Source organism: Fibrobacter sp. UBA7003, assembly GCA_002449765.1.
GTDB lineage: Bacteria > Fibrobacterota > Fibrobacteria > Fibrobacterales > Fibrobacteraceae > Fibrobacter.
Window position 1 is genome coordinate 16,070 of record DJXN01000016.1, and the last position, 12,317, is coordinate 28,386.

Annotated in this window: 7 protein-coding genes; 3 read left to right on the plus strand and 4 right to left on the minus strand. The window is 52.9% G+C overall.

The genetic code is table 11. The features are described 5' to 3' along the window. Window positions 1–6 precede the first annotated feature (6 nt). From B2952_RS13880 to B2952_RS13890, 3 genes are read left to right on the plus strand one after another with little or no spacing between them, the layout of a single operon-like run. Window positions 7–3,393, plus strand: coding sequence for an exodeoxyribonuclease V subunit gamma (locus tag B2952_RS13880; protein ID WP_290730438.1), 3,387 nt, complete (start codon window positions 7–9; stop codon window positions 3,391–3,393). Continuing rightward, window positions 3,386–6,811, plus strand: coding sequence for a UvrD-helicase domain-containing protein (locus B2952_RS13885; RefSeq protein ID WP_290730435.1), 3,426 nt, complete (start codon window positions 3,386–3,388; stop codon window positions 6,809–6,811). Before B2952_RS13880 ends, B2952_RS13885 begins: the two co-directional genes overlap by 8 nt. 2 nt (window positions 6,812–6,813) lie before the next feature. After that, window positions 6,814–8,670, plus strand: coding sequence for an ATP-dependent DNA helicase (locus B2952_RS13890; RefSeq protein ID WP_290730432.1), 1,857 nt, complete (start codon window positions 6,814–6,816; stop codon window positions 8,668–8,670). Between the two features lie 57 nt (window positions 8,671–8,727). On the opposite strand, the gene glmM is transcribed toward B2952_RS13890, so the two are convergent. The 4 genes from glmM to B2952_RS13910 form a co-directional block, all read right to left on the minus strand. Next, window positions 8,728–10,068, minus strand: coding sequence for a phosphoglucosamine mutase (gene glmM, locus B2952_RS13895; RefSeq protein ID WP_290730429.1), 1,341 nt, complete (start codon window positions 10,066–10,068; stop codon window positions 8,728–8,730). Window positions 10,069–10,086: 18 nt separating this feature from the next. Continuing rightward, window positions 10,087–10,419: a cupin domain-containing protein gene (locus B2952_RS13900; RefSeq protein ID WP_290730426.1), complete on the minus strand. Its 333-nt coding sequence runs from the start codon at window positions 10,417–10,419 to the stop codon at window positions 10,087–10,089. 55 nt (window positions 10,420–10,474) lie between these two features. Continuing rightward, a complete protein-coding gene (locus B2952_RS13905) occupies window positions 10,475–10,600 on the minus strand; it encodes a hypothetical protein (RefSeq protein ID WP_290722721.1) in 126 nt (41 codons plus the stop codon). A 170-nt stretch (window positions 10,601–10,770) separates the two neighbouring features. Then, window positions 10,771–12,317 (minus strand): FISUMP domain-containing protein (locus tag B2952_RS13910; RefSeq protein WP_290730423.1); only part of this gene is annotated, 1,547 nt, incomplete at its 5' end.

Below are 12,317 nucleotides of genomic sequence, written 5' to 3' on the forward strand. Positions count from 1 at the left end.
CTTGCCATGCTGCACTTGAAATTCGCACTGAACCTGGAAAATCTGGCCGACGAGATGATCGACGCCCTTGGCAAGTGTTGGACGGACCCTTTCGATTCGCCCATCGTGATTTTCCCGGACCCGAAAATCGAGCAGTGGTTCAGGCTGCGCTACATTGCGAAATGCGGCGTCCTTGCGAATTTGGAAATTGTCACCCTCGACAAATTCCTGTTCAGGTATTTGACGCAAGGGGACACGTCCAAGCAGAAGTTGACTGCAGATATCCTGTGCAACGTGCTAATCGCCTACTTGAACGAGACCTATTCCGCAAAGCCGAAATCGATTCCGAAAGAAATCAAGAAGTACCTCTATAAAAAGTCCGGCGAAATCGACGAATCCAAGTTGTTTGATTTTGCACGCACGCTGGCAGGGCTCTTCTTGGAATACGAAACGAGCCGCCCGGGCGGTTTTATTTCGCCCTTGCAGAACAAGCATCACGAAGGCCTGCTTGCCTACTGGAAAGAGGGCGAGTTGCGGGACTTTTTCTCGGACAAGGGCCGTGTATTGCCCAAGGAAAAATGGCAGCGCGACGTGTATGCACAGCTGTTCCACAATGCGGGCGGTAAGTCCCTGCTGACTCGCGTGTTCGAGGCGACGCACAAGCGCACGGGCAGCGATACGGAATACCTCACGATTCCCTACCTGTTTTCGCAGCAGACGGATTCGTCGCAATGGAAAAAACCGGTCTTCATTTTCAGTCTTTCGGGCATGGGACAGTTCTACCGCGTAATCTTGCAGAGGTTTGCGCAGGAACACGACATTTTCGCCTTCATCCAGAATCCGTGTATGGAATTCTGGGAAGATGTGGGCAACCGCGCCGTGACGCGCTGGAGCAAGAAAGACGAGCCGTCGCGAATTGCGCTCCCGGCCATCCAGGATTCCACTACCGAAGAGGGGCTTGCCCAAAACGAGAACTTGCTCCTTAAAAACTGGGGCCGCACCGGCCGCGAAAACATTCGCCTGTGGTGCTTGGCGTCGGACTATACTTTTGATTTTGTCGGTTACGAATACGCTCCGGATTCGCTGTTGCACCAGGTGCAGTATCTGGTTTCGCATCGCTTGAATCGCTTTGACGAATCCGAGGCGACGCCTGAATCCATTTCGCCTAAGGCCGACCGTTCGCTGACTCTTACCGCAGCACCGTCATCGCTGCGCGAAGTCGAGAATTTGCATACGCAGGTTTGCCTGCTTTTAAAGCAGGGCGTGCGCCTGGACGAGATGGTAGTGATTGCGCCCGAGCTGGATGCGTACCGCACTCCGATTGAGCAGGTGTTCAATGCGGCCCCGCGCGACAGCGAGTTTTACATTCCCTACGCGATTACGGACTACCCGGAAAAGGATTCCCTGATTGGCAAGGCCATCGCGAATCTTCTGGATATCCACCAGCAGCGTTCGATTTCGAGGCCGGCATTCTTTGACCTTGTCAAGAATCCGGTGGTCCAGTCTACGCTGCAGATTACCGACAGCGACGTGGCCGCCTGGGAAAAGTGGGTGGTAAACATGAACGTTTACCGCCATACCGTCGAGAGCGCCGAAGATGACTGGAGCCGTTGCATAAACCAGATGCTTTTTTCGCAGGTGACCGACGCGCCGTTCGCCTCGGCCCACGAGCGTTACTTGCCCTACGAAGATATCGAATCTTCAGACGACGGGCTCACCATGAAGTTTATCGCCTGCATCGACGAACTGAACCGCTGGATCCGTTTTGCGCCGGAGGGCATCGAGCCCCACCAGCCGAATTCCCTTGCGGTATTGAAATCGCATTTGGCGCATTGGGTGGCGTTGAACGCCAAGGAAGACCGCTTCGCCGTCGAAAAGAAGATTTGGCAGAGGGTGCAAGATGCAATCGACCTGATGGAATTCCAGTTCGATGCGGGCGCATCTTGGATTTCGTGGAAAATCGCAGGGCAGATGCTTTCGAGCGCCTGTCAGGATTCCCATACCGGAAACACGCGGCTTTTCAGCGGTGGCCTCACCTTTATGCGCTTCGCTGTCAACAGGGTTGTTCCGGCAAGGCATATCTTTTTCCTCGGCGCAAACGCAAGCGTATTCCCGGGACAAAAGAAAGCGAACACCATGGATTTGCGCACCCAGACAACGCGCTGGCCGGGTGACGACACTCCGGTCGACAAGAACTGCTATACCTTCCTGTGTCAACTGATGAGTGCTGCCGACGGGTTCCACATCAGTTACATCAACAGGAACCTGAAAAAAGACGAAGAACTTTTCCCGTCTTCGGTGATTCGGGATTTGCAATTCTTTATTGCCGAAAGCGCTTGCCCGAACAGTGCTGTTTTTAGGGAACGCAAGATTCCGCTGGACGAAACCCGACCGGACGAAGAACTGTTTACGCTCCGCTCCATTCGCAACAAGTTGAACCGCATTCTGGATGCCCGCGCCGAAGATGCCGAAGGAAACGAGCCGGAAGAAGTTCAAATAGCCCTGCCCGACACGGTGAACAATCGCGACTTCAAGCGGTTCTTCGATGACCCGTTCCAGTTCCAGCTGGCGCGAAAGGTGACGTTGCCGTCGGTAGAAAACGACCCCGAAAAGGAACTTTTCGAACCAGTCTCCTTGAACAATCTCGACCGCTCTATTTTGCTCAAGGATTTTGTGCAGTCCGTCATGGATGCCGAACGCATCAAGGATTCCAAGACAGAAGAGGAATGGATTTTAAAGAAGAGAATTCCGCGTGGAGTTTTTGGCGACGTCGCCCTTGACGACATCAACAAGGAATCGGAAGTTATTTACAACCTGGTTTCTGAAAGCGTTGGCTGCAGGAACGCGAAATACCAGGAACAGCTGGAAGTTTCTTTGTCGGAAGGCGTACACAGCTGGACATTGCGCAGCAAGCTTGACTGGCACAATGAACTTGCAAATGGAACGCATGTGCTATTCAGCGTCAAGTCCGGCGATATTTCCAATACAGATTTTACCAAGCTGTTTTTGGACGCCCTGCTGATTGCAGCAGCAAACTCGAACGATGCTGACGGAATCCCTTTTGAATTGAGGGTGTTCTCGAGCAAGAACAAAGTTGCCGAAAAGAAATTCTCGATAGACCGTCGCGGCGCCATGCAGCGCCTGAAAATCATATACCACCGCTGCTATGTCGAAAATTACCGCAAGTGCGTGCCCGCGAAAATGTACACCGAAGGCGACATGCAGACATTCTCCAATTACCGCCTGAAACTGGCGGGCAAATATGGCCCGTGGTCATATTTTGACGGAAAGAATCTATTCGACCCCGAAAAGTTCTCCGGATTTTCGCACGAGGATTTTTCGAAGGACTGGGAAATCGCCGTGATGGAACAAACCCGCTTGCTGGACCCGATTTGGAGGGATGACGATGAATAATGTTTTCGACATAGAATCGTTTACCGGCAACGAGAACCTTTTTATCGCGGCCTCCGCAGGCACGGGCAAGACTTACACGATTCAGCAAGTGGTGGGCAAGCTGGTGACTCAGGGAATGAACCTGAACCAGATTCTGATTGTGACCTATACCGAGAAGGCTGCCGGCGAACTCAAGGACCGCATCCGCAAAAAAATCGAAGAAGAATTCAAGAAGGATAGCGGAAACATTTACCTGCAGCAGGCCCTGCACGATGTCCAGGGCGCACCCATCGGCACCATCCACTCGTTCTGCCAGAAGGTGACGCAGGAATTCGCCTACGAAGCTGATGTGCCCTTGAAGCAGGAACTGATTGACGAAAGCGCCGTAGAAGAACTGATTCAAAAATCGATACGCGACGTGTGGGCGCACGAAGAACTTTTCAAGTGCTTTGTGAAATACAACGGCGACTTGGATAGTTTTACGGAATTGCTGAAGGGCGCCATCGCAAGCTATATTCCCGAAACGGTCCGCTTTGCAGGAAACATGGAACTTCGCCTCGGCACAAAAGACATTGACTTCGACGATGTCGGCTGCATGGCCGAAGCGGAAGACTTTACGCACTTGAGGGAAATCCCCTGTGTAGATGCCGCCTGCGATATCCTCAAGATTCACCAGGACGAACTCATTTCAAAATCCAAGACGGCAGGCGACTTGCTTAAGGCAGTGTCGTCGTGGACAAAGGGCTTCGCCCTATATAACGGCGCGTCGTTCAAGTTCAATGTCGTGGGCGATGGCTCGGAACTGGATTCGGCCCTCGGCGTCATCAAGGATTTGAAGGCTTTGCTCGACGAAAAATCGGGCGGTATCGAAACGCTGCTTTTGCACAAGTGCCTTTACGAATACACGCCCAAGCTTTTTGATGCTTGGCAACTCCACAAGAATACAAGCAAGATTCAGTCCTTCAACGACATGATTCGAAACGTCTACAAGGCAGTCCTTGATGACGATTCTCCGCTGGTAGATTCGTTGCGGCAAAAATACCTGTTCGCCATCATCGACGAATTCCAGGACACGAACCTGTTGCAATGGGAAATTTTCAAGCGCGTGTTCTTTGATGCCGACGATGGACTCCACCATATTCTGGTGGTAGGCGATCCGAAGCAATCTATCTATAGTTTCCAGGGCGCAAACGTCAAGGTTTACGAAAATGCCGTTGACCAGATTGCAAACGGCAAGGTGCTTTCGACAAACTGGCGCTCTTCCAAGGCAATGATTGAAGCCTGCAACGAACTTTTCCCGCCATTCGGTTTTGAATTCGAATCGTCGAAGAGCCCCACCGATGCTAAAAAAGATGCGACCTACAAGGGAAAAACCATCAAGCCATTCTTGGTGAGCGAGCCGAATATAGACCCGAAAGATTATGCCGAAATCGTGGTCAACAACATTGTGGACATGTGCACTTTCAAGGGCGGCAAGACAAACCTCCAGATTCCGGACAAGGGAACGGGTGAACTTCGCAACGTCAAGTTTTCGGATTTTGCCGTCTTGGCGAGAACACGTTCCGAACTTGACAATATCGAATACGGCATGAAAAAGGCCGGCATCCCGTTCTTGCGGTACATGGATGCGAACCTGTTCCGAAGTCGTGAATGCGCCGAATGGACTGCGCTTTTCAGGGCCATCGATGCCGAAGATTATTCCGACAGGAACCGCAGCCTGCTTTACGCGGCGCTCATGACGGACTTTTTCGGCAAGGACATGGACTACATCAACGCGTTCAAACCCGACGAAGACGGCGCGCAGTTTATTACCATCTTTTCGCGGTGGCATGCATTGGCAGAACAGCGCCGCTGGGCCGAACTGCAGGAATGTATTTACAGCGATGCGAGCAATCTTGTGTCGCTCAACGCTCCGGACCAACTCCAAAGCCTGAACAAGATTCGCCAAGTGGGCGATTACGCCATCGAATACCTCTATACCGCCAACGCCTCGCTCGAAGAATTGATCCGACATTTGGACGGCCTCGCTATCGGTAGCGAAGACGCTCTCGAAAATTCAAACATCGTGGCGAAGGGCACCGACCTCGACGTGGTGCAGACCATGACCATTCACGCCTCCAAGGGCTTGGAATTCCCGGTGGTGATTTCGGTCGCGAGCGAGCGCGGGCATGTAGGATCTTCGGGGCCATACGTTTTCAACAATCCATCGGGCGACCTTTCCCGCGTAATGACTTTTGAAAAAGGCGGAAAAGAAATTTGCCAGCATGAAACCGAAGAAGAATGGCGCAGGCTTTTCTATGTCGCATTCACCAGGGCCTCGTACTTGATGATTTTGCCCTGGTTCCCGAAATTCAAGCCTGACAAGAGCGGGAAAATGCGCGCCCGCTGCAAGGCGATGGACTGGTACGTAGACATTCTTGAGGGCTTTTGCAAAAAAGCCGAGAACGCCAAGTTCTTCGATTTTGTCGAAGACAAAAAGTTTAAGGACCGAAAGGAATCCGTACGCACAATTTTGAAGCTGATGCAGAAAGATTCCGAAACGGTTTCGGCGGCAAGTGTCGAATCGGCCGCACAAACGCTCAAGTCGCTTGATGTGTGGCGCAAGTTCCCGCATTCTACCTCGTACTCGCAAATTGCCCACGGTACGCAGGAGCAAGAAACGGACGAAGGCCGCCTGCAAAAAGACGAAGTCGACAGCACGAAGGCAAAAACGGAAACCGAAGCGCCAACGGCCGAAGACAAATACCCTCGCGGCGCCGAACTCGGTAACGCCATCCACAAGATTTTCGAGCTGGTCGATTTTGAAGAAGTCGGCAAGCTCGCGCTCGCAGAGGCCCTCGAATTCAAGCCGTTGCAGGAACTGGTTCGCAAGTCCTTCATTGACGAGAACCTGGATATCGAACACCACCCGCAGTGGCTCGCAAGAACAGTCGAGATGGTTTGGCATACCCTGAACGGCAAACTGGAAACAATCGAGGGCGCGCAAAAGACGGGCGAATCGTTTACCCTGAACGAAGTCTCGTTTGCAAACCGCCGCAGCGAACTTCCGTTCCACATGGCGCTGGATGGCGTAAAGGGGACGGAACTTCTGGACCGTTACTGCAAGGGCTTTATAGACCTTCTGTTTGTCCGCGATGGCCGCTACTGCATTCTCGACTGGAAATCCGACGTGCTGGGCGATTACGGGAACGAATCGATGAAAGAGCACATGGTGTTCAGGCACTACGACGTGCAGCAGATTCTCTATTCTTACGTGCTTATTCGCTGGCTCAAAGGATTCTACCGGAATTTGACGGAACAGCAGATTTTCGAGAAGTATTTTGGCGGCATCTATTACGTATTCTTCAGGGGCTGTAGCGAAGGCGAAACCTCCGGCATCATGTCGAGCACCTTCACCTCTTACGAAGAACTGAATAAACTTTACAGCGGGATTATCTAGCCATGGACAAGAGCAACGAAAACTTGATGAATGCGTTAGTCGACTGTGGCGCCGTCACCCCGTTGCAAAGGCGTCTAATGGATGCGCTTCCTGCCTTCTGCACCGATGCGGGCCCCGAACTGTTTGATCTGCTCGCTCTTTTGCTCTGCAGGCAGAATTTTGGCGACACGCGCATTCCGCTAGATTCTAGCAAACTGGAAGCGAGGCTTTCGAAGACGCTCGAAAATTTCGGCATTCCTTGCAAGCCCTGCTATAAGGAATCCCTGCAGAAAGCGGCAAGAAAAATCAACGACGGCGGTTACGAAGGAATTGTCGGTACAAGTGCGCACGAACATTCCTTTTTCAAGAAGCCCTTTACGCTGAAGGACAATTACCTTTACCCGACCAAGTATTTCTATTCCAAGCTTAACGTCGAACAGAAAGTCCGCGAACTCTTTGTGGCGCACGCCCCGGTAAAAGGGGCCGCGGAAAAATGCATCGAAAATGTCGCCTCGTTCACAAAAGACGCAAACGGAAATCCGGTACGGCTCGAAGCGGAACAGGCCGAAGCGATTGTGCGCGGCGTCAATGAAAATTTGATTGTCACGGGTGGCCCGGGCACGGGCAAGACGACCGTCATATTCTTCTTGCTTCGGGAACTTTACTGCGAGCATCCGGAAAGGCTTGCCTACCCGCTGTATCTGGCAGCCCCGAGCGGCAAGGCCGCCGACCGCATGAAGGAAAGTATCGTGAATTCCGTGAACCTGGTCGGCTCCAAGGAATTCGAGAACCATCTTGAGATTTACAACAAGATAACGAATGCGGAAACGTACACCCTCCACCGCCTGCTGGGTTACAAACCGAACGAAAACAAGTTCTTTCACGACGAACAGAATCCGTTCCCCGAAAATGCGGTTATTGTCATCGACGAAACGAGCATGGTGGATATCTCGCTTTTCGGGGCTTTCCTGAAAGCGGTTCCCAAAAGCGTGCGACTGTTCTTGCTGGGCGATGCGGACCAGTTGCCGCCTGTAGATGCGGGCGCCGTGCTTGGCGACTTGCTCGGCGTAAAAACGAATTCCACCGTCAAATTGACTGTTTCGAGACGCTTCGACAAGAATTCCCAAATCGGGAAACTCGCCTCGCTCGAAAACGCAGACACCCTTTTTGGCTTCAAGGATTTGAACTCGTGGGTTCTAGGAAGCGCTGTACAGATGCTGGGATTGACTGCCGAAAATTACTGTAACGAAGTCGAAGCCTTGCTTACCCGCTGGTTCGAAAATTACCTCTCGGACTTTGTAGATGCGGCAAGTCAAATCAATCCGCAAAAGCAGTGTTCGCCGCAAGATGCGGAGTACGCAAATTGCCAGAAGGTGTGGGAATTTTGCACGCAGTCAAAAATTCTTTCTGCCGAAAGGCAGGGCGGCATCGGCACGGACTTCATCAACCAATTCATGGAACATCTCGTCCTTGAAAAATGCCATGGCAAAAGAACATGCAAGATGCTCATGCTCGTCAAGAACCAGAAAACCTTCCGACTCTACAACGGCGACATGTGCATTCTCTGTTACGATAAATCGGGCGAAGGCTATCTGATGTTCAAGAAGGGGAACGACTTTGTCTTTTACCCCACATACCTTTTCCCGAAAGACGTATTCGAACTCGCCTACGCCTCGACCGTCCACAAGGCCCAAGGGTCCGAATACAATCATGTGCTGATGTTCCTGCCGACCCGACTGGGGCACCCCCTGCTAAATCGCCAGATTCTTTACACGGGCATCACCCGCGCCAAGAAAACCGTGACCATCGTCGCGACTCCCGAAACGTTCAAGGCCGCCTGCGAAACAGTCATCGAACGCGATACGGGAATCGAACTATAAAAAAGAGCGCCGAACGAGCACTCTTTTTTTCAAAAACAGTCCGCAGCATAGCGACGGTTAGATGAGTTTTTCCACCTTCGCGCAGAGTTCTTCCGCTTCTGCGGCAGTCGGCGCCTCCGCAATCACACGAATCACCGGCTCCGTATTGCTCGCACGCACATGCACCCAGGACTTTTCGCTCCCGAGCCACAGGCCATCGCGCTCGTCGCTCTTCCAGCCGGCAAATTCCGCCTTCACCTTCGGGAGGATATCCGCCACCTTCTTGTCGCCGAGTTCGAACTTCTTCTTCGGCATCACGTAGGCGGGGTTTTCAGCCACAAACTTCTCGGGGCCGCCGTCATGGTGCGCCATCCAGCTGAGCACCAGCGCCGCCGCCACCAGGGAATCGCGCCCGTAGTGGAGCGCCGGCAGAATCACGCCGCCGTTGCCCTCGCCGCCGATGATGCAGCCGTTCTCGATCATCTGCAGGCTCACGTTGATCTCGCCCACCTTCGCGCGGCTGAAACCGCAACCGTACTTCGTGGCAACATCTTCGTTCATGCGGCTCGTAGAAAGGTTCACGCAAACGCTTCCCTTCTTCTGGCTCAGCACTTCTTCAGTCGCAATCGCGAGCGTGTATTCCTCGCCGATACTTTGTCCTAAACCGTCCACGAGGGCGCAGCGGTCGGCATCCGGGTCCACTGCAAATCCGAGCGCGCAACCGTTCTTCTTTACGGCATCGCGCAGGTCACCCAGGTTCTCCGGAATCGGTTCCGCACCGCGCGGGAACGTGCCGTCGGGTTCACAATGCACGCGCACCACCTCGCAGCCGAGTTGTTCCAGCAGGCGCGGCACAATGTAGCTGCCCGCACCGTTCACGGCATCTACGGCCACCTTGAACTTCTTCGCGCGAATCGCCTCCACATCCACGAACGGAATCTTGAGCGTCCCGTCGATGTGGATGCCGTCGGCATCGGGCGCCACCTCGTACTTGCCCATCGTGCGATAATCCGGATAACTGAAGTTGTCCGCATCGGCGAGTTCGAAAAGCTTCTTCACGTCATCGGGCCCGAGGAAGAGCCCCTTGCTGTTGAGGAACTTGAGCGCGTTCCATTCGAGCGGGTTGTGGCTTGCGGTAATGATGATGCCCGCATCCGCCTTGAAATGCACCGTCAAGAGTTCCACCGAGGGCGTCGTCGAAAGGCCAACATCCACCACGTCCACGCCGGAGAGGCGGCATATGCCCGCGACAAACTGCACGATGGCATCGCCGGTGGGGCGGCTATCACGCCCGATGACCACACGCCTGGCCTTCGTAATCTCGAGGAAGGCGCGCACATGGCTCTTCAAGACTTGCGGGGTGAGGGTATCGCCCACGATACCGCGGATACCCGAAATAGAACGCATCAGTTTAGACATCTTGTATACTCCGTTTTTTTATCCCAGTTCCGGAACGCACGCGTAGAACACGAGCGGCTCCTCGTTCTCGTTAATCAGGCTGTGGCTGTGACCCTTCGGGCAAAAATGGCACTGGCCCGCTTCCACGTATTCCACGCCGTCGTCAAAGAGCACCTTGCCCTTGCCCGAAACGAAGAACATGATTTCGCTGTTGGTCTCGTGCTTGTGATAGCCGATAGATGCGCCCTGTTCGAGCGTCCCGTGCATAATGCGAGTCGTCCCGTCAAAGTACATCTTCGCCTTGTATTCCTTCTCGCCACCCTTGAAGTTCGGCAGCACCGTCGTTTCCATGCCTTTCAAATCGATAATCATTTTTACACCCTTAAAGACTTATTGCGCCATGAAAAATAGCATTTTAGAACGGCATCTATCCCATCGCTTCCATAACACCGACAGTCATAGCGAGCGCCGAATAAACCAGGCCCACGATAATGGCAATCTTTTCCTTGCGCCGGAATTCTTCCGCATCGTACTCGGGCGCATCAATCTTCATCTTCCACGCTCCACATGAAGTTGCCCACCGGATGCTTGTCGGCAGCCTTCTGGCCTTCAACTTTTTTAATATCGCGTTCATTCTCTGCTATAGTACAGGAAAAATACAAAAAAGACGGGCCGGGGTTAACCGGTCCGCCTTGAAATTAGATCTGCCTTCAGATCAGGGAACTAGTTCCTGACGCAACGGACATACAGCGGGCTGCCCTTACCAAACGATTCATTCAGAGTAACACCGTTAGTCGCATTAATCATCAAAGATGCGGCTCTTGCTGCAGCATTTTCCGTAGACCCCCACATGGTATATCCGGAACCTGTAGACGGAATAACCGCATTGAATCCCAGATTGTTGGAAACACCGCTCCAGGATTCATCCATCAAGGCTTCCTGTGCGGAGACACCAGTGATACTTGCAAAGTAGTTCGCATGTTCATTGAGGGCGCTCAATTCATCATAGCTAGGCAGATGCCAACCGTCAGGGCAGATTCCTTGACGGGGTTCCGTCGGATTATTAAGGGTCGACTGATATGTACCATCGATATCCATCGCTGCCGACCACTTGTAAAGCATTCCGTATTCCTCGCAATTCTGCAAATTTTCCGCTCCGGCAGAACCTGGGCAACTCCAAAGCCCCTTCAGGTTCGGCGTAGCAACAGAATCAGCATACGCAAGGTTCTGCGTCATCCAAATCTGTGTTCCTATTTTCTTGAAACTGTAAAGTTTGTTTTCCCTATAGTCGCAGAAGTGAGTCGTTGTGTTGAATTCCTCGCCATTGCACTTTTCAACGATTGTACCATAGAGGCGATTGGAACCTTCAGGAATATCGCAGAAATGCGTTTCAGGATTGTAGAAATGACCAGATGCGTTGCTAAAGGTAAAAAGACTATCCGCATCATTGATAAACGAATATATTACCATAGATGAGTTCGAAGCATAAGTCGAGCTTAAGCCATGATAGCCAGGAGCACCCGGAACATATTTAGCAGAGCCACAGTAAGCGCGCTTCTGGACTTCAGTCGAGGACACGTAAACATACAGCATCGAATCAACATCCGACTGCCTTTCAAAGCCATCGCCAACGGGAATATGGTCAAACACCAAATCCCTATCACCAAGCGTCTTGCTGTGCAGGCACTGGGCCTTGGTTGAATCGTAATACCAATGCCACTTCGGGTCATCCTTATCGCCGCAGAGGGTAAGGATTACGCCTTCTTCGCACTTCTGATCGTCGTAGTATGGCTTGCCGCCGCAGAGGGGCACAACAATGTCGTTCTCACCGCAAGCATGGGTTGTGGGGTCATAATCCTTGGTTTTTCCTTCGCACAAGGCGTAGGTCTTTCCGCCGACGCAGAACTGTTCCGCAGGGTCGTATGCCATAGTACCGCACACAGCCTTGAAAAGCGTCGTAGAGCTTGCGCCGCAGGTCACCGTCACGGTACCGTCGTTGTTGTCCGTCAACACGCAAGACACGCCGTCATCACCGGCATCGCCCTTGGCGCCCTTCAGGGCCGCGAGCCATTCGGCTTCAGTCCCTTCGAACCCGGCCGCCACTGCAAGTTCATACGCGCTCTTGCCGTTCGTGCCGTCCGTTCCGTTGGTGCCGTTCGTACCGTTCGTGCCGTCAGCACCCTTCAGCGAGGCGAGCCACTGCGCCTCAGTACCCTCGAACCCAGCCGCCACAGCCAGTTCGTAAGCGCTCTTGCCGTTTGTACCGTTGG

What these genes read in the sequence shown, in the direction of transcription:
- B2952_RS13900 (WP_290730426.1), bottom strand. Translation starts at nt 10,419, where the DNA reads ATGATTATCGATTTGAAAGGCATGGAAACGACGGTGCTGCCGAACTTC.
- B2952_RS13885 (WP_290730435.1), top strand. Translation starts at nt 3,386, where the DNA reads ATGAATAATGTTTTCGACATAGAATCGTTTACCGGCAACGAGAACCTT.
- B2952_RS13880 (WP_290730438.1), top strand. Translation starts at nt 7, where the DNA reads ATGCTGCACTTGAAATTCGCACTGAACCTGGAAAATCTGGCCGACGAG.
- B2952_RS13890 (WP_290730432.1), top strand. Translation starts at nt 6,814, where the DNA reads ATGGACAAGAGCAACGAAAACTTGATGAATGCGTTAGTCGACTGTGGC.
- B2952_RS13905 (WP_290722721.1), bottom strand. Translation starts at nt 10,600, where the DNA reads ATGAAGATTGATGCGCCCGAGTACGATGCGGAAGAATTCCGGCGCAAG.
- glmM (WP_290730429.1), bottom strand. Translation starts at nt 10,068, where the DNA reads ATGTCTAAACTGATGCGTTCTATTTCGGGTATCCGCGGTATCGTGGGC.